This window comes from Pseudomonas sp. E141 (assembly GCF_052659885.1).
The window spans coordinates 4,767,252-4,787,975 of record NZ_CP084024.1; the positions used below are offsets into that span (position 1 = coordinate 4,767,252).

A 20,724-nucleotide genomic window follows, 5' to 3' on the forward strand; every position below is an offset into this window, starting at 1 on the left:
AAAACTCACTGTTAGGCTGAATGTCAGTCACAGCATTATGTTTTGACTTTAAACCTCAGTGAGTTTTTATGACACTTATCAACTACAACAGCTATCGCTCGGTAAAAGGCTTCAACAATAGAATTCGTTTTCTAGTCTTTCATTACACCGCCGCAAACTTTTCATCCTCCATCAACGCACTGACCGGTTCCTCTGTCAGCGCCCACTACCTCATCCCGGACTTCAGCGACCCGAGTTACTTGAAAGCAGGTTTCCAGGAACCGCAGATTTTCAATCTGGTCGACGAGAACCAACGTGCCTGGCACGCGGGGGTGAGCAGTTGGGGTGGTCGCACGAATCTGAACGACACCTCGATCGGTGTTGAAATCGTCAACCTGGCCACCGATAACCACGGGCAATTCACTTTCCCGCCTTATCAACCTCAGCAAGTCGAGGCGATCGAATACCTGGCGTTGAACATCCTCAAGCGCTATCCGGACATCAGCCCGGTCAATGTGGTGGGACACTCGGATATTGCCGCTGGCAGGAAAAGCGATCCCGGCCCGATGTTCCCCTGGCATACGCTGTATCTTAAGGGCATCGGCGCATGGTTCGATGAACCCACGCAGGAAGCTTACACCCGCGCCTACCAATGCAACGGCCTGCCGACTCGCGAGCAACTGCTCGGCTTGTTCCGCAAATATGGGTATGACACGTCGGCAGCCGCCACAAGTGCGGGTTTTCAGCGTTTGGTGCGAGCCTTTCAGCTGCACTTTCGTCCAGCGAAATACGACGGTGTGATGGACATCGAGACTGCCGCGAATCTGGCGGCGCTGGTGAAGAAATACGTCCCCTGACCACCGTTGCCGCGCGTGACGGCAACGGGTCGAGGCCGCAAGGTCAAACGGTGTAGCGCTGCAAGTTCGCCATCATTTCCTTCAACGCTTCAAGGTTGTCATTGGGGTGTACCGCACCCTCGAAATCACAGATTTGCTGCCAGTGGGCCGCGACGTCTTCGGGCGAGAAACCTTTGTTTGGATCGAAGCCGGCACCCAGGCTGCGCTCCCAACGCACCTTGCCCATCCAGCCGCCGCCCACTTCGAACAACCCGGAGGTTTCCTGGCAGGTCTCGCTGGCCAGGTACACCACCAACGGGCTGACGAGTTCAGGCTTGAGCTGTTCGAACACCTGCGGCGGGATCAGGCCTTCGGTCATGCGGGTGCCACCGGTGGGCGCGATGGCATTGACCAGAATATTGTTCTTGCGACCTTCGATGGCCAGGGTGCGCGTCAGGCCATAAAGGCCGAGCTTGGCCATGCCGTAGTTGGATTGACCGAAGTTGCCGTAGATGCCGGACGTGGAGGCCGTAAAGATCACCCGCCCGTAATTCTGCTCACGCAGGTGTGGCCAGGCGGCGCGGGTGACTTTGTAGGCGCCCTCGACATGGACGCGGTAGACCAGGTCCCAGTCGGCGTCCTCCATTTTGTGGAAGGTCTTGTCCCGCAGGATCCCGGCGTTGTTGACCACTACATCGACCCGGCCAAACACGTCGAGCGCGTTTTGAACAAGCTTGTCGCCATCGGTGACGGAGTCGTGGTTCGCTTCGGCAATGCCGCCGGCTTGGCGAATTTCAGCGACCACCCGATCCGCCGCCGAGGCGTTGGCCCCTTCTCCCTGGGCAGAGCCGCCAAGGTCGTTGACCAGCACTTTGGCCCCCTGCCTGGCGAACAACAGGGCATGGGCTCGCCCCAGGCCACCGCCGGCTCCCGTGACGATCACGACTTTATCTTCGAAGCGCACAGATTCACTCATGGGCAGAACTCCAGCAGGCAATAGAACAATGCCCCGAGTGTCGGGCACAGGGCGGTTGGTCACAATCAACAGGGTTACAAGTGAATGGTGGCCAATAAGGTGAGGGGATGATGCGAGCCGGATCTGCTGTGGGCTCCGTGACCCTCACCAGAGGCGGGACCGAGTCGCTGCCATCGCGAGCAGCCTCGCTCCCACACAGGCCTGCGTAGAGTCGCCTCTCTGTGGGAGCGAGCCTGCTCGCGATAGTGCTCCAACCTTCAGCACTTATGAGCAGACCACCTGCCTGACCGGTGCGGCCATGTTTTCGCGAAACTCCAGGTAATGCTTGAGTACCTGCACCGGGGCTTCGGTGTGCGGGTAGTGGCCGATGTCGGGCAGCAGTACGGTGTCAGGGTTGGGGATCAGCGCCTCGTAGCGCGCCACCATGTGTTCACCGGAAATCGGATCGACCGCGCCGTCGATCACCCGCAGCGCCACCTCGCCGCGCTGCATGGCCTGCACCCAGCGGTCACGCTGCACACGCCGTTCGGGAATATAGGCAATGAGTTTGTGCATGATCCGCGGTCCGTTATGGGTTTCGACCAGGCTCCAGTAATCGTCCAGCTCGCTTTCGGTCGGGCCAGTCCTGGGGCCGAATATCTGGCGAAAACTCTTGACCAGGCCTTCTCGGGAAAAAGCTCGGCCCAGTAGCCAGCCCAAGGGGCTGAGCAACAGTTTTTGCATCAGCACCGGACGATGGGTTTCGGGAAACAGACCGCCGTTGAGAAAGACACAACTGGCGAGTTCGATGCGCGCCTCGTAGTGACGGGCGATCAGTTCCTGGGCCACGCTGTCACCATAATCATGGGCCAGTACATGCACGGCTTGCTTCACATTCAAATGCGCCAGCAAAGCCTGCTGCAGGTCAGCCTGCTCCAACAGGCTGTAGACATGATCCGTCGGCTTGGCCGAGTCGCCAAAACCGAGCATGTCACAGGCGATCACCCGATAACGCTGTGCCAGCGGCTGCCACAGGTAATGCCAGTCCCAACTGGCGGTGGGGAAACCATGGATCAGCAACAACGGCTCGCCGTGCCCCGCCACCCAATACCGGATAGCGTGGCCACGGAACATCAAAGTCTGGCCGCGCTGGCGCCAAATACGCAGGGGAATCTGGACCAGAGGCATCAGCATCTATAACCCGAATCTTGTTGATCCAGCTTGCGCAGCAACGCCGGCCATGCCAGCGCGCCTCCCATGCCTTGGGCGCTTTTGGTCACCCCGGCAATCATCGCCCGGGCGCCGGCCAGTATCTGCGGCTCGATGGCGATCAGTTCAGCCCCACCGTTGAGCGCCAGGACCTGGATGTCACAGGCTCGCTGGAAGGTGAACATCATCAGGAAGGTGTCGGCAATGGTGCCGCCGCAGGTCAGCAGACCGTGATTGTGCAGCATCAGGAAATTATTGGCGCCCAGATCCGCCTGCAGGCGGGCCTTCTCTTCGTGATTGAGGGCCACGCCTTCATAGGCGTGATACGCCAGACTCGACAATACGAACAACGATTGCTGGCTGATGGGCAACACACCCTGCTTCTGTGCCGACACAGCAACGCCGGCCGCCGTGTGGGTATGCAGCACACACACCACATCGTGCCGCACCTCATGCACCGCGCTGTGGATGGTATAACCGGCCGGATTGATCTCGTAGGGGCTGTCCATCAGCTTGTTGCCGGCCTGATCGACCTTGACCAGGCTCGAGGCGGTGACCTCATGAAACATCAACCCGAACGGGTTGATCAAAAAATCATCGGTCCCGGGCACCTTGGCGGATATATGCGTGAAAATCAGGTCATCCCAGCCATACAGGGCGACTAGCCGGTAACAGGCGGCCAGATCGACGCGAGTTTGCCATTCGGCGGCACTGACCTGATCCTTGATGCTGAGTGTCGATGGGACGGGCGCTACGCTCACGGCTCTGACCTCTGCTTTCTAGTTATAGGTGCTTGTTCTGAAACAGTCATGAACAAGCTAACCAGTCTAGTCAGCTCCCGCGAGGTCGGTAGTTGCATTGGCAGCCAGCTTACTGGCCGAGCGAGTCATCCGGGGGTGGCCGTTCACCTCACATTACGTTAGCGACGCAGCGCGTCGATCAACGCCTCCAGCCAAGGTTCGGCATCGGTTTCCGGGGTGACGCTTTCGCTGGCATCCAGACGCAACATGGGCAATACCTCGCGCACGCCCAGCTCGGCGAACAACTCGCGCATCTGCTCGCCACCGCCGCAGAAGGTATCGCCATAACTGGCGTCGCCCAGGCCTATCACGGCACCCGGCAGGTCACGAAAATAGGCTGGCAATTGGTCGCGAATCGTCGAATATAAGGGCATCAAGTTGTCCGGCAACTCTCCCATGCCCGTCGTGGAAGTCACGGCCAGCAAGGCCGCCGGGCCAAACGCCTGAATGTCCGCAAGGCTTGCGCGCGGGTTGTGCAGCGTTTCAAAACCCGCTTCACCGAGCAGTTTGGCGGCGTGCCGAGCGACTTCTTCGGCGGTCCCGTAGACGGAACCCGAAAGGATGGCGACTTTCATCAATCTGATCCTGAACCTGAATAAAAAGAGCGGCGATAGTAGCAGGCTCAGACGCAACGCTGCGATTGACTCTCAACATCCATTAATGGCCAGTAGACATCGCGGTAGGTTCTTCTAAAATGCAGCGCACACAGGGATGTTCAAGGGATGTCGCCCATGATTAATGCTCAACTGATGCAACTGGTCATCAACGCCTCGAACGACGGCATTGTCATCGCTGAAAAAGAAGGCGATGAAGACAATATCCTGATCTACGTAAACCCGGCTTTCGAACGGCTGACCGGCTACAGCAGTGAAGAGATTCTTTATCAGGATTGCCGATTCCTGCAGTCAGGTGATCGCGACCAGCCGGCCCTGGAGCAGATTCGCACGGCCCTCAAGCAGAACGGTGCCTGCCGGGAGATTTTGCGCAACTACCGCAAGGACGGCAGCCCTTTCTGGAATGAGTTGTCTCTGTCGACGGTGAAAAACGAGGCTGACGGACGCACTTATTTCGTGGGTGTGCAAAAAGACGTGACCGCTCAGGTCAAGGCTCAGCAACGCGTCGCCCAGCTGGAAAAGGAGCTGGCCGAAGCACGAGCAACCATTGCCCGACTCGAAGCGACGAACGGCGCAAACAAACCGGCGAATTAGCGGTCAGTCACTACAATCACCAGTGAAAGTGTAATTCCTCTTTTCGAGCACATCATGCAGCGCGACGCCCTACTGACGCAGGATGAATTGGATTTCATCCGGACCATGCAGCACAACCCGCAACTCAACGAGCGGGATGTAACGTCGAGCTTGCTGGTAAACGGCGGGTCGCAGATTCGTGACTTGCTGACGCGCCTGGCGGCTAACGAACAGGTCACGCTGCAAGCCAACTTCGAAAACCAGCAAATGACTTTTCCGTTGCACCTGGTGGAAGACGAATTCCACGCAATGCACCTGCGTCTGGGGGTGCCCAGCATCTACGAAGATGGGCCGAAAATTCGGCCATGGCGCCTCACGCTTGACGAGCCGGTGGCGCTGGAAAATGCCAAAGGCCTGCCCGGGCCGCTCTGGGCCCATGAGGTCTCCTGCAAAGGAATCCTGTTGCAAAACCGCAGTCGGACCAAGCCGCCAAAGCAATTTGCCTTGTGGTTCAGCCCGTCAGGTTATGAAAGGATTTCCTTGCGCGGCACACTGGAACGGGAAACCGATCAGGGCTTATACGCCTACCACCTGAGCCAGAATGACGAGGATGAGACCGAACGCCTGCGTCAATACATCCTTCAGCAACACCGCCTGACCCATCCGGCCATGCATATCTAGTGCACGGCTTGACCTGCCGGTTATCAGGTATCCAAAGTACCTGCCAATAGTTGTCGCAACCGCTGGTGCATCAAGGTCCCTTCACTGCCCAGGCAACCTATCGACGACCCGGCGAGGCTGTCCTGAAGCAGATCGGACGCATCACCGGCCAGCATCAGCGGGCAGTCCAGGCCCATCGCCAACTTGTTCAGGCGCTTGGGTAACTCGGCAGGGGGTGCATGGTTGGAAACCAGCACCAACGCCAACGGCTGGATCTTCTGGCACACCAGGGTCAGTTCGTCGAATGGCAGCCCAATGGTCAACACCCTGACGCCGACTTCCGCCTTGGAGACGAACAGCGCCGTGACCAGCAACTCCAGCTCTCGACATTGACCGACAATGCCCACGACCAACACCCGTCGCGCATGGGCTTCGCGTTTGAGCAGGAGTCGCTGGATGATGCGTGAACGCAGGAACCCATCGAAAAACACCCACTCGCTGGTTTGTCCGAACTCCTGCTGGCGTTGCTGCAGCTGTCGCCAGACCGGCATCAGGATGTCCTGAAATACGATCGGCACAGCGTAGGTGGAAAATATCTGCCCGTAGATACGGTCCAGCTCTATATCGTCAAAGTTGCCAACCGCGCCAGCCACCTGTTGTTGCCACTGGGCATAATCGGCTTTCACCAGATCCGAGGAAATAAGCGCGGAAACCGGTTGCACCGATTCGGTCTTGGTCAGGATCTTTCCCACTTTGCTCACAGCCACCCCGCGCTCAATCCAGGCAAGGATGCTGCGCACCTTTTCGATATCGCCGACGGAGTACAAGCGATGCCCGCTTTCAGTGCGCGTGGGCTGGATCAGACCGTAGCGACGCTCCCATGCGCGCAAGGTCACGGGATTCACGCCGGTCAGTCGCGCTACTTCGCGGATGGGGAACAGTTCCTCCTGCCTCAAGGCAGTGGTTGCCTGGAAAACGAAGTTATCCTCTGTGATTACGCTCATTTTGGCAGACAATTCCGGCTGGCAAATTGGATCCCAGTGTACTCCCTCTGAGTCATAGGATGACAAGAACAAATGCCACTGATGCGCGATTTTGTTGCTTTTCACTCAAGAAGGAATAAACCTTGCGTGCTTTTTGGCGAACGGACGCGCCCCACCACCCTGGGGCGTTCCCGCGAATCTCCTACCCGGAGTACCGCACCTGTTTTACGGAGATACATAATGTCTACCTCACCCGTCACCTTGATGGTGGCCCGTCGTGTCGCCAATGGGCGCTATCAGGACCTGATCGTCTGGTTGCGCGAAGGCGAACAATTGGCCACCGACTTTCCCGGCTACCTGGGTTCCGGTGTACTCGCGCCACCGCCTCAGAGCGATGAATTCCAGATTATTTTCCGCTTTGCCGACGAGCAGACCCTGCATGCCTGGGAGCACTCGGCCTCGCGCACGGCGTGGCTGGCGCGAGGCAGCGAGCTGTTTGCCCACCCTTCGGAACACAGGGTGCGCGGTATCGACGGTTGGTTTGGCGCCGGCGATCAACGTCCACCGCGCTGGAAACAGGCCGTGGCCATCTGGCTCGCGTTCTTTCCGGTGTCGCTGCTGTTCAACTTTCTGCTGGGGCCATTGCTCAGTGAGCTGGGAATGATGAGCCGCGTGCTGATCAGCACACTCATTCTGACGCCATTGATGGTCTATCTGTTTATTCCGATGTCGACTCACCTGCTGGCGGGTTGGTTGAACGGTGCAGCGCCCAAAGCACTGCCAGCCAAGCCGGCTACGCAGAATCAGTGATGCCGGGCCGCTCTCGTCGGCCGCAGCGTTCGCGTTCAACAAGGGTCACTGTGGGAGAGGGCTTGCTCCCACAGAGTCGTCGCCACCTTGCGTCGCTGTTATAGTTTTGCGATTGCCGTGAACCGAGCCTTCCTATGTCCAGCGCCACCGCTCCGATCCTGATCACTGGCGCAGCCCAGCGCGTCGGTTTGCACTGCGCCCGTCGATTGCTCGAAGACGGTCATCCGGTAATCGCCACTTTCCGCACCGAGCGCCCGGGCGTGCAGGCGTTGCGGGATCTGGGGGCGATCGTGCTGTTCGCTGACTTTTCCAATGAAACCGGGATTTCGGCCTTCATTGATCAGCTCAAGCAGCACACCGACCGATTGCGCGCCATTGTCCACAACGCCTCGGCATGGCTGACCGAGACGCCCGGCCACGAAGCGAGCGCGTTCAACGCCATGTTCGCCGTGCACATGCTCGCCCCCTACCTGATCAACCTGCAGTGTGCCGAGCTGCTGCAACGCTCAACCCCGGCGGATATCGTGCACATCAGCGATGACGTCACGCGCAAGGGCAGCAGCCGGCATATCGCCTATTGCGCCACCAAGGCCGGGCTCGAAAGCCTGACCCTGTCGTTCGCGGCGAAATACGCGCCACACATCAAGGTCAACGCAATTGCCCCGGCCCTGCTACTGTTCAATCCCGAAGACGACGCGGCCTACCGTGCCAAGGCCCTGGCCAAGTCCGCGCTGGGCATCGAGCCCGGCAGCGAAGTGATCTATCAGAGCCTGCGTTATCTGCTGGACAACCCCTACGTCACCGGCACGACCCTGACCGTCAACGGCGGCCGGCACGTCAAATAGCCTTGCTTCGAGGATGCACCATGGCGCTATCGCCCCAGAACTATCGCGAGATCCTCATCGGCCTGGGTGAAGACCCGGAACGCGAAGGCCTGCTGGATACTCCGGTGCGCGCGGCCAAGGCCATGCAGTACCTTTGTCACGGCTATGAACAAAGCGTCGAACAGATCGTCAACGGCGCCCTGTTCGCCTCCGACAGCGATGAAATGGTGATCGTCGCCGACATCGAACTCTATTCCCTGTGCGAACATCATCTGCTGCCCTTCATCGGCAAGGCTCATGTGGCTTATATTCCTACGGGCAAGGTCCTGGGGCTGTCGAAGATCGCCCGGCTGGTGGACATGTTCGCCCGCCGCCTGCAAATCCAGGAAAACCTCACCCGGCAAATTGCCGACGCGGTGCAGCAGGTCACCCAGGCGGCCGGCGTTGCGGTGGTGATCGAAGCCCAGCACATGTGCATGATGATGCGCGGTGTCGAAAAACAGAACTCGACCATGAACACCTCGGTGATGCTCGGCGTCTTTCGCGAATCCAGCACCACCCGCCAGGAGTTCCTGCAATTGATTCGACGGAGCAAGTAAATGCCACAACTTCAACCCGCCATGGCGCGCATCAAGGTCAAGGACTTACGCTTGCGCACGTTCATTGGCATCAACGAGGACGAAATCCTCAACAAACAGGATGTGTTGATCAACTTGACCATCCTCTACGCGGCCCAGGATGCGGTGCGCGACAACGACATCGACCACGCACTGAACTACCGCACCATCACCAAGGCGATCATCGCCCACGTGGAAGGCAACCGTTTCGCCCTGCTCGAACGCCTGACCCAGGAACTGCTCGATCTGGTCATGGCCAACGAATCGGTGCTGTATGCCGAAGTCGAAGTCGACAAACCCCACGCCTTGCGATTTGCCGAGTCGGTGTCGATTACTTTAGCTGCAAGCCGCTAGCTACAAGCTGCAAGTTGAAGCGACTCGGCTTTTACTTGCGGCTTGAAGCCTGAAGCTTGAAGCTATCCCCACCCTTACATTCGCAGTGAATACTATGTCCCCTCAACAACGCCTCGAACTTGAAGCCGCCGCTTTCCGTCGGCTGGTTGCCCACCTGGACAGCCGCAAGGATGTGCAGAATATCGACCTGATGAACCTCGCCGGCTTCTGCCGCAACTGCCTGTCCAAGTGGTACAAGGCAGCTGCCGATGAACGCCAGATCGAGGTCAGCCTCGATGACGCCCGCGAAGTGGTTTACGGCATGCCCTACGCCGAGTGGAAAGCCCAATACCAGCAAGAAGCCAGCGCCGAACAGCAAGCGGCGTTCGCCAAAGGAAAACCCGATGCCTGACCTGAACACCCTGCGCGCCAGCCTCAAGAGCGGCGAACACATTTTTGCCGACACCCTGGCCTTTATCGCCGCCGGCTACGACTACCAGCCTCAGCCTTTTAAAAACGGTGACGTCGACAACGCCGCCGGGCAGAACGAAGGTTCCTGCAAGACCCTGGGCCTGGCGCTGCTCGAAGGCTTGAGCGATGAAGAAGCGCTGCTGGCGTTCGGCGAACATTACCGGTCGGTACTGGCCACGCCTGAGGGCAGCGACCACGGCAATATCCGGGCGCTGATGGCCCATGGCTTGGCGGGTGTGAAGTTCGAGACTCAGCCGTTGCGGCGGCGCTGACCCAACGCGCCTCCCCTCTGTGCCGAGGTCCGCTTTTCTGTGGCGAGGGAGCTTGCTCCCTCGCCACAGAAACAGTTCTCGCCAGACTCACTGATCTCACATCCCGACTTTTAAGATTGACCCGGCAACTTTATTTCGTTTGCCGGCCACCTCTGCTCGCGGCTTAGATAAAGGGAATCTTTCCTTCCTCCGAGCCGTCATCCATGAGCAGTGAAACCATCAGCCAATCGATTTCCACCGTGCACCCTGTCAGCCTCAGCCACGGCAAAAATGCCGAGGTCTGGGACACCGACGGCAAACGCTACATCGATTTCGTGGGCGGCATCGGCGTGTTGAACCTTGGCCACTGCCATCCCCGTGTCGTCGAAGCCATCCGCGAACAGGCAACCCGGCTGACGCACTACGCCTTCAACGCCGCCCCGCACGCACCCTACATCGAATTGATGGAGCGTCTGGCAGCATTTATCCCGGTGGATTACCCGGTCAGCGGCATGCTCACCAACAGCGGCGCCGAAGCCGCGGAAAACGCCTTGAAGATCGTGCGCGGCGCCACGGGGCGCACGGCCGTCATCGCCTTTGATGGCGGCTTCCACGGCAGAACCCTGGCCACTCTCAATCTCAACGGCAAGGTCGCGCCCTACAAACAGAAAGTCGGCGTACTACCCGGACCGGTCTATCACCTGCCCTACCCCAGCAAGGACAACGGCGTCACCTGCGAAGAAGCGTTGAAGGCCATGGAGCGGTTGTTCAGCGTCGAGATCGACGTAAATGACCTGGCGTGTTTCATCGTCGAACCGGTGCAGGGCGAAGCCGGTTTCCTGCCGATGGATATTGCCTTTGCCCAGGCCCTGCGGCAGTTCTGCGACGAGAAAGGTATCGTGCTGATCATCGATGAAATCCAGTCCGGCTTCGGTCGCACCGGCCAGCGCTTTGCGTTCTCGCGACTGGGTATCGAGCCGGACCTGATCCTGCTGGGTAAAAGCATTGCCGGCGGCGTCCCCCTGGGTGCCGTGGTGGGGCGCAAGGCGCTGCTGGACAATCTGCCCAAAGGTGGCTTGGGCGGCACTTACTCAGGCAATCCCATCGCCTGCGCCGCCGCATTGGCGACCCTGGAGGAAATGACCGACGCAAACCTGCAAGCCTGGGGCACGCAACAGGAAGAGGCGATAGTCAGCCGCTACGCGTCATGGCGCAGTCGCGGGCTGTCCCCTTACCTGGGCCGCCTGACTGGCGTCGGGGCAATGCGCGGCATCGAACTGGCCCATGCCGACGGCAGCCCGGCTTCGGCACAATTGACACAATTGCTGGCCCTGGCGCGCGAGTCTGGTTTGCTGCTGATGCCCAGCGGCAAATCACGGCACATCATTCGGCTGCTGGCGCCGTTGACGACCGAGGCGGCAGTGTTGGAGGAAGGGTTGGATATTCTGGAGGCTTGCCTGGCGAAGTTGGCCTGAAATGCGCTGTTTCTGACCACACAAAAAACCTGTGGGAGCGAGCTTGCTCGCGATGACGGTGTATCAATCACCATCAATGTCGACTGACCTGACGCCATCGCGAGCAAGCTCGCTCCCACAGGGGTTCGCCGGCAGATATCCAGGCATAAAAAAACCGGCCGAAGCCGGTTTTTTCATGCGCGACGGATCAGAACGAAGCGTTCTGCAGACCATCCAGGTAACGCTCGGTGTCCAGGGCTGCCATGCAACCGGCACCCGCCGAGGTAATCGCCTGACGGTAGACGTGGTCTGCCACGTCGCCGGCCGCGAAGATACCTTCGACGCTGGTGGCGGTGGCGTTGCCGTCGCGGCCGCCCTTGACCACCAGGTAGCCGTCCTTGAGTTCCAGCTGGCCTTCGAACAACGAGGTGTTCGGAGTGTGGCCGATGGCGATGAACACACCGTCGACTTTGATCTCGTCAAAGCTGCCGTCGTTGTTCTTCAGCCGGGCACCGGTCACGCCCATGTTGTCGCCCAGCACTTCATCCAGGGTGGCGTTGAGCTTGAGGATGATCTTGCCTTCAGCCACACGGGCATTGAGCTTGTCGATCAGGATCTTCTCGGCGCGGAAGGTTTCGCGACGGTGGATCAGGGTGACCGTGCTGGCGATGTTGGCCAGGTACAGGGCTTCCTCGACGGCGGTGTTACCGCCACCCACCACAGCCACGGGCTTGTTGCGGTAGAAGAAACCGTCGCAAGTGGCACAGGCGGAAACGCCTTTGCCCATGAAGGCTTCTTCCGATGGCAGGCCCAGGTAACGAGCGCTGGCACCGGTTGCAATGATCAGGGCATCACAGGTGTAGGTCGCGCTGTCACCGGTCAGGGTGTACGGCTTGGCGGCGAAGTCCACGGCATTGATGTGGTCGAAAACAATCTCGGTCTCGAAGCGCTCGGCGTGCTCTTTCATACGCTCCATCAACACCGGGCCGGTCAGACCGTGGACGTCGCCCGGCCAGTTGTCGACTTCGGTGGTGGTGGTCAATTGACCGCCGGCTTGCATGCCGGTAATCAGCAACGGCTTGAGGTTGGCACGGGCGGCATACACCGCAGCGCTGTAACCGGCAGGGCCGGAACCGAGAATAATCACTCGCGAATGACGCACTTCAGACATGACCTGCTCCTGTTGACCGGACCTTGCGGGCCGGAACGCCGGGTAAGCGGCGCGAATAAAAGGGACTGTTGACGCACTTGGGGAAGGCTTGGGTTCGACAGTCCTGAAAAGAATGGGTGCAGCGTATCGAGGGAGCGAAGATTAAGGAAATACGGTTTAACAATCCAGCTCATAGGTGAGCTCTATCCAGATCGGTCAGTTCAATAAACTCGGCAAACGTTGTTACACGCCATGTCGGTGCTTTCCCGAGCCCGGCAAAGCCGGTATGGTCGGCGCGTTCATCTTCGCTCGGAGCCTCTTATGCCCGCCCCCGTCCTGTCCGGCCCGCAATATTTGCGAGAAGGACTCAAACTGGTCTTAAGCCCGGGTCTGCGCTTGTTTGTGCTGTTGCCATTGGTGATCAATCTGGTGCTGTTCGTCGGATTGATCTACCTGGCCGGCCATCAGTTCAGCCTTTGGGTCGACACGCTGATGCCGTCGTTACCGGATTGGCTGAGCTTTCTCAACTATGTCCTGTGGCCGCTGTTCGTGGTGCTTGTGGTGCTGATGGTGTTTTTCACCTTCACCATGCTCGCCAATGTCATCGCCGCGCCGTTCAACGGTTTTCTCGCCGAGAAAGTCGAAGTGGTGATCCGTGGCACCGACGACTTCCCGGTCTTCAGTTGGGGCGAGTTGATCGCCATGATCCCTCGCACCTTGGCCCGGGAGGCACGCAAGCTCGGCTACTTCCTGCCCCGCGCCCTGGGCCTGCTGGTGCTGTCCTTCATTCCGGTGATCAATATCGTCGCCGCGCCGTTATGGCTGCTGTTCGGGGTGTGGATGATGGCGATCCAGTACATCGACTACCCGGCGGACAACCACAAGCTGGGCTGGAACGAAATGCTCGCCTGGCTGCGGGAAAAACGCTGGCAGAGCCTGGGTTTTGGCGGCAGCGTGTACCTGGTGCTGCTGATCCCGGTGGTCAACATCCTGATGATGCCGGCGGCAGTGGCCGGCGCGACCTTGTTCTGGGTGCGCGAGCAAGGCGCCGAGACCGCGTTGGCCCGCCAGGGCTGACCTGTCACAAATCCATCATTCAAGCGTCACAATGGCGAAATGGCCCCGGTCGACACTGGGGTCATGAGCACACACCTGCATATCACCCTCATCACCGAAACCTTCCCGCCGGAAATCAATGGCGTGGCCAATACCCTGGGCCGCCTGTGCGACGGCTTGCGCGCTCGCGGGCATCAGGTGGAATTGATACGGCCCCGTCAGGCTGGCGACCAACGCCAGGCCAGCGACGAGCAGTTGTTGCTGTGCCGAGGCTGGCCGCTACCGGGGTATCCGGGCTTGCAGTGGGGCCAGGCTTCGATGCACAAGCTGCTGCGGCGCTGGAAACGTCATCGCCCGGACGTGCTGTATATCGCCACGGAAGGGCCGCTGGGTTTATCGGCATTGCGGGCGGCCCGGCGCCTGGGCATCTCGGTGGTCAGTGGCTTCCACACCAATTTCCAGCAATACACCCAGCAGTATGGCCTCGGGTTGTTGAGTCGGGCCCTCACCCATTACCTGCGCTGGTTCCACAACAGCTCCAGCCTGACCCTGGTGCCGAGCCTCAGCCAGCGCATGGAGCTGGAGCGCCGGCATTTCGAGCGTGTGGCGCTGTTGTCCCGCGGTGTGGACAGCCAACTGTTCCATCCGATCAAACGCTCGACAACCCTGCGTGAGGCCTGGGGCTTGGGCGATGACGATATTGCGCTGATCCACGTCGGGCGTCTGGCGTCGGAGAAGAACCTGGGTCTGCTCAAACGCTGTTTCAACACACTGTGCAGCGCTTTCCCGGACCGGCGGCTGAAACTGGTGGTAGTAGGCGACGGTCCACAACGGGCCGCGCTGCAACAGGAACTGCCCGACGCGATCTTTTGTGGGGCCCAGCGTGGCGAATCGCTGGCCTGCCACTATGCGTCCGGGGATGTATTCGTCTTTCCGAGCCTGACCGAAACCTTCGGCAATGTCGTGCTGGAGGCGCTGGCGTCCGGGTTGGGTGTGGTGGCCTATGATCAGGCCGCGGCGGCGCAACACATCCGTCACGGTCACAACGGCGTGCTGGCCATGCCGGGGGATGAAGAGGCATTCTGCGACGCGGCCCGATGGCTGCTGGAAGAGCGTGAAACCTTGCGTTGTGTGCGGCTCAATGCGCGCCAGCATGCCAGTCGCCAGGGCTGGCCATCGGTGATCGAGCAGTTCGAGACGCAGTTGCGCGGGGTTTGTGTCGGTGAACAGGTGATGCCGGCTGCGCCGACGGTGCGCTGATTTTTTCAGTGATGCTGGGGCCGCCATCGCGAGCAGGCTCGCTCCCACAGGGTGTTGTGTTGATCACACGTTCGGTGAACAACCCAAATCCGGTGTGGGAGCGAGCCTGCTCGCGATGGCAGGCGCCGCTTAAACCAGTGTCATCAACGCCTCACGGCTGAACGGCAAGATCTCCTGCTCCCGGCCTTCACGCACTTTTTGCGCCCAATCCGGGTCTACCAGCAGCGCACGCCCCACCGCCACCAGGTCGAACTCATCATTGTTCAGGCGCTCCAGCAGTTTCTCCAGGCTGGCCGGCTGCGCGACTTTGTCGGTGTTGACCATAAACTGCAGGAACTCGCCATCCAGGCCAACGCTGCCGACGGTGATGGTTGGCTTGCCGGTCAGCTTGCGGGTCCAGCCCGCCAGATTCAGCTCGGAGCCTTCGAATTCAGGCTCCCAGAAGCGACGTGTCGAGCAATGGAAAATATCCACACCGGCCTCTGCCAAAGGCTGGAGGAATTCGCCCAAGGCCTCTGGCGTTTGCACCAGACGCGCGCTGTAGTCCTGCTGCTTCCATTGGGAGAAACGGAAGATGATCGGGAACCCTTCACCTACCGCAGCACGCACGGCGCGGATCAGTTCGATGGCGAAGCGCGATCGGTTGGCCAGACTTCCACCATAACCGTCGGTGCGCTGGTTGCTGCCCTCCCAGAAGAATTGGTCCACCAGGTAACCATGGGCGCCGTGGATCTCCACGCCGTCCATGCCGATGCTCTGGGCGTCTTTCGCCGCCTGGGCGAACGCTGCGATGACTTCGTCGATATCCGCCTGGGTCATGCCGTGAACCACGACCTGGCCGTCCTTGAGTTTTTCCGAAGGACCATAGCCCGGCACGCTCGCGTCCGGCTCGGTCCCCAAGCGCCGCACGTTACCTACGTGCCAGAGCTGCGGAACGATCTTGCCGCCTTCGGCATGCACGGCATCAACCACTTGTTTCCAGCCGGCCAGCGCGGCCTCGCCGTAAAAATGCGGTACGTTCGGATAACCGTTGGAGGCCTTGTGCCCGACGGTCGTGCCTTCGGTAATGATCAGACCGACGCCGGCCGCCGCGCGACGGCGGTAATATTCCACGACCTTGGCGTTCGGCACGCCGCCTGGGGAAAAGGAGCGAGTCATCGGCGCCATCACGACCCGGGTCGGCAGCTCCAGCGCACCGAGATGGAAGGGTTTGAACAAGGCTTTTACAGGCATGGGACACTCCACGGAAACAGGGTCGCAGGTCGAATATGACAGCGATAATATGGACCGTGGAAAGCAATGGGTAGCACTATTGATTTGAATGATTGTGGATCAAAAGGAAGCCGAGAGGAGTGTGCCCGCACACAGCAGGGTGATGGTTGCTCCAGAGGTTCAGCTCAAGGCTTTTTCGATAGCCTGGATCACGGCCGGATCATCCGGCGCCGTGCGCGGTGAGAAACGCGCCAGCACCCGACCGTCCTTGCCCAGCAGGAACTTCTCGAAGTTCCAGGTGATGTCCCCCGGAAACTCGGCCCCCTCGCCTGCCAGCAGACGGTACAACTGATGACGGTCGTGCCCGTTCACTTCCAGCTTGCTGGACAACGGGAACGTCACACCATAATTGAGGCTGCAGAAATCCTGGATTTCCTGTTCCGTCCCCGGCTCTTGTCCGGCGAACTGGTTGCAAGGCAGGCCCAGCACACAGAAACCCTTGGCCTTGTATTGCTGATAGAGGTTTTCCAACGCAGCGTACTGAGGTGTCAGGCCACATTTGGAGGCGACATTGACCACCAGCACGACTTGCCCCTTGAACGGCGCCAGATCAAGTTCCTGACCATCCAGGGCTTTAAGTTTAAGGTCGTGAAAAGCACTCATGACGAACTCCAGGTTTGCGGATCTTTTCGAACAGCCATGGACGATGCTAACAGCAACCGACTAAAAAGGCGCCGTAAGGCGCCTTTCCAGTTCACTTGAGCGTAGCCCACAAATCAGTGGTGATGACCACCTTCGCCATGGACGTGACCATGGGCGATTTCTTCCTGGCTGGCATCACGAATGTCGACGATCTTGACCTGGAAGTTCAAGCGCTGACCGGCCAACGGGTGGTTGCCGTCAACGGTGACGTCATCGCCTTCCAGGTCGCGGATGGTGACGATCTGCATCTGGCCATCGGGGGCCGAAGCGTGGAACTGCATGCCTACTTCCAGTTCATCCACGCCCTCGAACATGCTGCGGCTCAGGGTGCTGACCAGCTCGGCGGAGTATTCGCCATAAGCATCTTCCGGCTCAACGGTAACGTTCAGCTCGTCACCGGAAGTTTTACCTTCCAGGGCTTTTTCCAGACCCTGGATGATGTTGCCTGCGCCATGCAGGTAGACCAGCGGAGCGCCGCCGGCAGAGCTGTCGATGACCTCACCAGCGTCGTTGGTCAGGGTATAGTCGATGGAGACAGCCTTATTGGCGGCGATCAGCATGGGGCGAGACCTTTTGCATAAGAATGAAGAACGGACAAGTCTAAACAAGGATTTGCCCGAAAGCGAACGGAACCCGGACAAACGGGCTTGTTCGAACAGACCGACGGTCACCGGTTTTCATCAGGATGAGGACGGGCACTGGGTGGCCGAGCTGTCCTGTGGCCACACCCAGCATCTGCGCCACCTGCCGCCGTGGCAGTCCCGGGCCTGGGTGCTGGACCCGGCGCAACGTATTGAAAAAATAGGCCAGTCCTTTGACTGCGGCTGGTGCGCACAGGCCCCGGTTAGCGATAACCTTGGCGCCTGAATTGACGGTAGACGGCAGTTATAGCCTCGCCTTTGCCATGCACCTTTAGAGAATCCGCATGCAAACTTTTTTTATCGCGCCCACCGATTTTGGTGTGGGTCTGACCTCCATCAGCCTCGGGCTGGTGCGCACACTCGAACGGGCCGGGCTGAAAGTCGGTTTTTTCAAACCTATCGCCCAGCCCCATCCCGGCGATACCGGACCGGAACGCTCCACCGAACTGGTGGCCCGCACCCACGGCCTCAAACCGCCGCAGCCGCTGGGCCTGGCGCACGTCGAACGCATGCTCGGCGACGGCCAGCTCGATGAGTTGCTGGAAGAAATCATCACCCTCTACCAGCAGGCTGCCATCGGCAAGGACGTGCTGGTCGTCGAGGGTATGGTCCCGACCCGCAACGCCAGCTATGCCGCGCGGGTCAACCTGCACCTGGCCAAGAGCCTGGACGCCGAGGTCATCCTGGTGTCGGCGCCGGAGAACGAAGTGCTGACCGAGCTTTCCGGTCGCGTCGAGCTGCAGGCGCAGTTGTTCGGCGGGCCCAAAGACCCGAAAGTCCTCGGCGTGATCCTGAACAAAGTCCATACCGAGGAAAGCATGGAGGCCTTCTCCGCGCGGCTCAAGGAGCACTCGCCGCTGTTGCGCAGCGGCGATTTCCGCCTGCTGGGCTGCATCCCGTTCCGCCCCGAACTCAACGCCCCACGCACCCGTGACGTGGCCGACCTGATGGGCGCGCAGGTGCTCAATGCCGGCGATTACGAAACCCGGCGCATGAGCAACATCATTATTTGCGCCCGCACCATGCGCAACACCGTGGAGCTGCTCAAGCCCGGCGTGCTGGTGGTGACCCCGGGTGATCGCGACGACATCATCCTGGCCGTGAGCCTGGCAGCCCTCAACGGCGTACCGTTGGCCGGCCTGCTGCTGACCAGCGACACCCTACCCGACCCGCGCATCATGGACCTGTGTCGAGGCGCCTTGCAGGCGGGACTTCCGGTGCTGTCGGTCAGTACCGGGTCTTACGACACCGCCAACCTGCTCAATGGCTTGAACAAGGAAATTCCGATCGACGACCGCGAACGTGCGGAGATCATCACCGATTTTGTCGCCAGCCACCTGGATGCCAAATGGCTGCATCAGCGTTGCGGTACGCCAAGGGAAATGCGCTTGTCGCCGGCCGTGTTCCGCTACCAGCTGATTCAGCGCGCCCAGGCCGCCGACAAACGCATTGTGCTGCCTGAGGGCAGTGAACCGCTGACTGTCCAGGCCGCTGCCATTTGCCAGGCCCGTGGCATCGCTCGCTGCGTGCTGCTGGCCAAACCGGCCGACGTCGAGGCAGTGGCTCGTGCCCAGGGCATCGAACTGCCGCCGGGGCTGGAGATTCTCGACCCGGATTCGATTCGTGAGCGTTACGTCGAACCGATGGTGCGGCTGCGCAAGAGCAAAAGCCTGAACGCGCCGATGGCCGAACAGCAACTGGAAGACACCGTGGTGATCGGCACCATGATGCTGGCGCTCGATGAAGTCGACGGGCTGGTATCCGGTGTTATCCACTCCACCGCCAACACCATCCGCCCGGCCTTGCAACTGATCAAGACCGCCCCGGGATGTTCGCTGGTGTCTTCGGTGTTTTTCATGCTGTTCCCCGAAGAAGTGCTGGTCTATGGCGACTGCGTGATGAACCCGCATCCCAGCGCCGCGGAGCTGGCGGAGATTGCCCTGCAAAGCGCCGACTCGGCTGCCGCGTTCGGCATCACGCCACGGGTGGCAATGCTCAGCTATTCCAGCGGCGAGTCGGCCAGCGGTGAAGAGGTGGAGAAAGTCCGCGAAGCCACCCTGCTGGCCCACGAGGCGCAACACGGCTTGCTGATCGACGGGCCGCTGCAATACGACGCCGCCGCCAACGAAACCGTGGCCCGACAACTGGCGCCCAATAGCCAGGTGGCCGGCCGGGCGACGGTTTTCATCTTCCCGGACCTGAACACCGGCAACACCACCCACAAGGCCGTGCAACGCAGCGCCGATTGCGTCAGCCTCGGGCCAATGCTGCAAGGCCTGCGCAAACCCGTAAACGACTTGCCCCGCGGCGCTCAGGTCGACGACATCGTGTACACCATCGCCCTGACCGCGATCCAGGCCGCCAACCGACCCATGGATATTTAAATGCTGGATTTCCTGCCTGCTCCTGTGCGCGGCGTCATTGCCTCGCTGCTGTTGGCGTTGAACACCATCGCCTGCTGCACCCCGCTGTTCATCGTGGCAATCTTCAAGCTGTTGCTGCCCTTCCCCGCCGCCCAGCGTTTCACCGACTGGCTGATGGGCCACATTCATGAAGCCTGGATCAGCAACAACAAGGCCTGGATGAACCTGCTGCGCCGCACCCGCTGGCACCTCAGTGGCCTGGAAGGCCTGGACTACCAGCACTCGTACCTGATCACCAGCAACCACCAGAGTTGGGTCGATATCATGGTGTTGCAGTACGTGCTGAACCGGCGCATTCGCCCATTGAAGTTCTTTCTCAAGCAGGAACTGATCTGGGTACCGGTGATCGGCCTGGCCTGGTGGGCCCTGGGGTTCCCGTTCATGAAGCGCTACTCCAAGGCTTACCTGGAGAAGTACCCGGAAAAGAAAGGCAAGGATTTGGAAACCACCCGCAAGACCTGCGCGAAATTTCGCAACAACCCTGTGGGCATCTTCAACTTCGTCGAAGGCACACGCTTCACCGAAGGCAAGCATGCCCAGCAACAGTCACCGTTTCGCTACCTGCTCAAACCCAAGGCCGGTGGGATTGCGTTTGTGCTCGATGCCATGGGCGAACAGCTGGAGTCGATCATCAACGTGACCATCCACTATCCCGGCGGCCGACCGGGGTACTGGGATTTGCTCTGCGGAAAAGTTGACGAAGTGGTGGTGCATTTCCAGGAACTGAAGATTCCGCCGCAGTTCATCGGCAGGAACTACGACCAGGACGGCGCCTATCGCCTGGAGTTCCAGGGCTGGATCAATCAGTTGTGGCAGGATAAAGATGCGTTGCTGGAACAGATGCATCGGGAGTATCCCTGCAAGTCTTGAGGCGCCTGTACTGGCCTCATCGCGAGCAAGCTCGCTCCCAC

24 protein-coding genes are annotated in these 20,724 nt (G+C 60.0%); 15 read left to right on the forward strand and 9 right to left on the reverse strand.

Annotation, left to right across the window (positions count from 1 at the left end; genetic code table 11):
* The first annotated feature begins 68 nt into the window (after window positions 1-68).
* Window positions 69-836 (forward strand): N-acetylmuramoyl-L-alanine amidase, encoded by a 768-nt coding sequence (locus GKKCFE_RS21295; RefSeq protein ID WP_188250961.1) that lies wholly within the window; start codon window positions 69-71, stop codon window positions 834-836.
* A 43-nt stretch (window positions 837-879) separates the two neighbouring features.
* Here the strand turns inward: GKKCFE_RS21295 and GKKCFE_RS21300 are convergent, their stop codons facing one another.
* The 4 genes from GKKCFE_RS21300 to GKKCFE_RS21315 form a co-directional block, all read right to left on the reverse strand.
* A complete protein-coding gene (locus GKKCFE_RS21300) occupies window positions 880-1,791 on the reverse strand; it encodes an SDR family oxidoreductase (protein ID WP_076383577.1) in 912 nt (303 codons plus the stop codon).
* Window positions 1,792-2,055: 264 nt separating this feature from the next.
* Complete coding sequence (locus tag GKKCFE_RS21305) at window positions 2,056-2,958, reverse strand: alpha/beta fold hydrolase (protein ID WP_445578061.1); 903 nt, start codon at window positions 2,956-2,958, stop codon at window positions 2,056-2,058.
* The gene (locus GKKCFE_RS21310) at window positions 2,958-3,740 is read right to left on the reverse strand and encodes a class II aldolase/adducin family protein (RefSeq protein ID WP_047228628.1); all 783 of its coding nucleotides are present in this window, start codon (window positions 3,738-3,740) and stop codon (window positions 2,958-2,960) included. The genes GKKCFE_RS21305 and GKKCFE_RS21310 overlap by 1 nt, the downstream gene beginning before the upstream one ends.
* Window positions 3,741-3,898: 158 nt before the next feature.
* Window positions 3,899-4,354 carry a flavodoxin gene (locus GKKCFE_RS21315; RefSeq protein ID WP_188250962.1) on the reverse strand — a complete coding sequence of 152 codons (456 nt, stop codon included), beginning with the start codon at window positions 4,352-4,354 and terminating at the stop codon, window positions 3,899-3,901.
* Between the two features lie 156 nt (window positions 4,355-4,510).
* Between GKKCFE_RS21315 and GKKCFE_RS21320 the strand changes: the two genes are divergently transcribed.
* Together GKKCFE_RS21320 and GKKCFE_RS21325 are read left to right on the forward strand one after the other, a co-directional pair.
* A complete protein-coding gene (locus GKKCFE_RS21320; RefSeq protein WP_047228630.1) occupies window positions 4,511-4,987 on the forward strand; it encodes a PAS domain-containing protein in 477 nt (158 codons plus the stop codon).
* 54 nt (window positions 4,988-5,041) lie between these two features.
* Window positions 5,042-5,647 carry a hypothetical protein gene (locus GKKCFE_RS21325; protein ID WP_047228631.1) on the forward strand — a complete coding sequence of 202 codons (606 nt, stop codon included), beginning with the start codon at window positions 5,042-5,044 and terminating at the stop codon, window positions 5,645-5,647.
* A gap of 23 nt (window positions 5,648-5,670) precedes the next feature.
* Here the strand turns inward: GKKCFE_RS21325 and GKKCFE_RS21330 are convergent, their stop codons facing one another.
* Complete coding sequence (locus tag GKKCFE_RS21330) at window positions 5,671-6,630, reverse strand: MerR family transcriptional regulator (protein ID WP_445577061.1); 960 nt, start codon at window positions 6,628-6,630, stop codon at window positions 5,671-5,673.
* 219 nt (window positions 6,631-6,849) lie between these two features.
* Between GKKCFE_RS21330 and GKKCFE_RS21335 the strand changes: the two genes are divergently transcribed.
* The 7 genes from GKKCFE_RS21335 (at window position 6,850) to GKKCFE_RS21365 (ending at window position 11,390) form a co-directional block, all read left to right on the forward strand.
* Window positions 6,850-7,419 (forward strand): antibiotic biosynthesis monooxygenase, encoded by a 570-nt coding sequence (locus GKKCFE_RS21335; RefSeq protein ID WP_047228633.1) that lies wholly within the window; start codon window positions 6,850-6,852, stop codon window positions 7,417-7,419.
* Between the two features lie 134 nt (window positions 7,420-7,553).
* Complete coding sequence (gene folM, locus GKKCFE_RS21340; protein WP_188250965.1) at window positions 7,554-8,264, forward strand: dihydromonapterin reductase; 711 nt, start codon at window positions 7,554-7,556, stop codon at window positions 8,262-8,264.
* 20 nt (window positions 8,265-8,284) lie between these two features.
* Window positions 8,285-8,842: a GTP cyclohydrolase I FolE gene (gene folE, locus GKKCFE_RS21345; protein ID WP_047228635.1), complete on the forward strand. Its 558-nt coding sequence runs from the start codon at window positions 8,285-8,287 to the stop codon at window positions 8,840-8,842.
* A complete protein-coding gene (gene folX, locus GKKCFE_RS21350) occupies window positions 8,843-9,214 on the forward strand; it encodes a dihydroneopterin triphosphate 2'-epimerase (protein ID WP_188250966.1) in 372 nt (123 codons plus the stop codon).
* A gap of 94 nt (window positions 9,215-9,308) precedes the next feature.
* Window positions 9,309-9,605: a DUF1244 domain-containing protein gene (locus tag GKKCFE_RS21355; RefSeq protein WP_188250967.1), complete on the forward strand. Its 297-nt coding sequence runs from the start codon at window positions 9,309-9,311 to the stop codon at window positions 9,603-9,605.
* Complete coding sequence (locus GKKCFE_RS21360; RefSeq protein WP_274090002.1) at window positions 9,598-9,936, forward strand: HopJ type III effector protein; 339 nt, start codon at window positions 9,598-9,600, stop codon at window positions 9,934-9,936. The genes GKKCFE_RS21355 and GKKCFE_RS21360 overlap by 8 nt, the downstream gene beginning before the upstream one ends.
* A 203-nt stretch (window positions 9,937-10,139) precedes the next feature.
* Window positions 10,140-11,390 (forward strand): 2-aminoadipate transaminase, encoded by a 1,251-nt coding sequence (locus GKKCFE_RS21365; RefSeq protein ID WP_445577062.1) that lies wholly within the window; start codon window positions 10,140-10,142, stop codon window positions 11,388-11,390.
* A 187-nt stretch (window positions 11,391-11,577) separates the two neighbouring features.
* On the opposite strand, the gene trxB is transcribed toward GKKCFE_RS21365, so the two are convergent.
* Window positions 11,578-12,540: a thioredoxin-disulfide reductase gene (trxB, locus tag GKKCFE_RS21370; protein WP_047228640.1), complete on the reverse strand. Its 963-nt coding sequence runs from the start codon at window positions 12,538-12,540 to the stop codon at window positions 11,578-11,580.
* Window positions 12,541-12,840: 300 nt separating this feature from the next.
* Between trxB and cysZ the strand changes: the two genes are divergently transcribed.
* Together cysZ and GKKCFE_RS21380 are read left to right on the forward strand one after the other, a co-directional pair.
* Window positions 12,841-13,596, forward strand: a complete 756-nt coding sequence (gene cysZ, locus GKKCFE_RS21375; RefSeq protein ID WP_339489164.1) for a sulfate transporter CysZ — start codon at window positions 12,841-12,843, stop codon at window positions 13,594-13,596.
* Window positions 13,597-13,635: 39 nt separating this feature from the next.
* Complete coding sequence (locus tag GKKCFE_RS21380) at window positions 13,636-14,835, forward strand: glycosyltransferase family 4 protein (RefSeq protein WP_139049156.1); 1,200 nt, start codon at window positions 13,636-13,638, stop codon at window positions 14,833-14,835.
* A 129-nt stretch (window positions 14,836-14,964) separates the two neighbouring features.
* On the opposite strand, the gene GKKCFE_RS21385 is transcribed toward GKKCFE_RS21380, so the two are convergent.
* The 3 genes from GKKCFE_RS21385 to GKKCFE_RS21395 all read right to left on the reverse strand — a co-directional run bounded on the left by GKKCFE_RS21385 (window position 14,965) and on the right by GKKCFE_RS21395 (window position 17,309).
* A complete protein-coding gene (locus tag GKKCFE_RS21385; protein ID WP_445577063.1) occupies window positions 14,965-16,068 on the reverse strand; it encodes an NADH:flavin oxidoreductase in 1,104 nt (367 codons plus the stop codon).
* A gap of 159 nt (window positions 16,069-16,227) precedes the next feature.
* Entirely contained in the window at window positions 16,228-16,710 is a 483-nt protein-coding gene (locus GKKCFE_RS21390) for a glutathione peroxidase (RefSeq protein ID WP_047228644.1), read from the reverse strand.
* Between the two features lie 113 nt (window positions 16,711-16,823).
* The gene (locus GKKCFE_RS21395) at window positions 16,824-17,309 is read right to left on the reverse strand and encodes an FKBP-type peptidyl-prolyl cis-trans isomerase (protein WP_047228645.1); all 486 of its coding nucleotides are present in this window, start codon (window positions 17,307-17,309) and stop codon (window positions 16,824-16,826) included.
* Here GKKCFE_RS21395 and GKKCFE_RS21400 point away from each other — a divergent pair.
* Genes GKKCFE_RS21400 through GKKCFE_RS21410 form a run of 3 tightly spaced genes read left to right on the forward strand, consistent with a single transcriptional unit; the run spans window position 17,278 to window position 20,683 of the window.
* Window positions 17,278-17,616, forward strand: coding sequence for a DUF3565 domain-containing protein (locus GKKCFE_RS21400; RefSeq protein ID WP_076383569.1), 339 nt, complete (start codon window positions 17,278-17,280; stop codon window positions 17,614-17,616). The two genes, GKKCFE_RS21395 and GKKCFE_RS21400, sit on opposite strands and share 32 nt — an antisense overlap.
* A 58-nt stretch (window positions 17,617-17,674) precedes the next feature.
* Window positions 17,675-19,774 (forward strand): phosphate acetyltransferase, encoded by a 2,100-nt coding sequence (gene pta, locus GKKCFE_RS21405; RefSeq protein WP_047228647.1) that lies wholly within the window; start codon window positions 17,675-17,677, stop codon window positions 19,772-19,774.
* Window positions 19,775-20,683: an acyltransferase gene (locus tag GKKCFE_RS21410; protein WP_139049154.1), complete on the forward strand. Its 909-nt coding sequence runs from the start codon at window positions 19,775-19,777 to the stop codon at window positions 20,681-20,683.
* The last annotated feature ends 41 nt before the right edge of the window (window positions 20,684-20,724 follow it).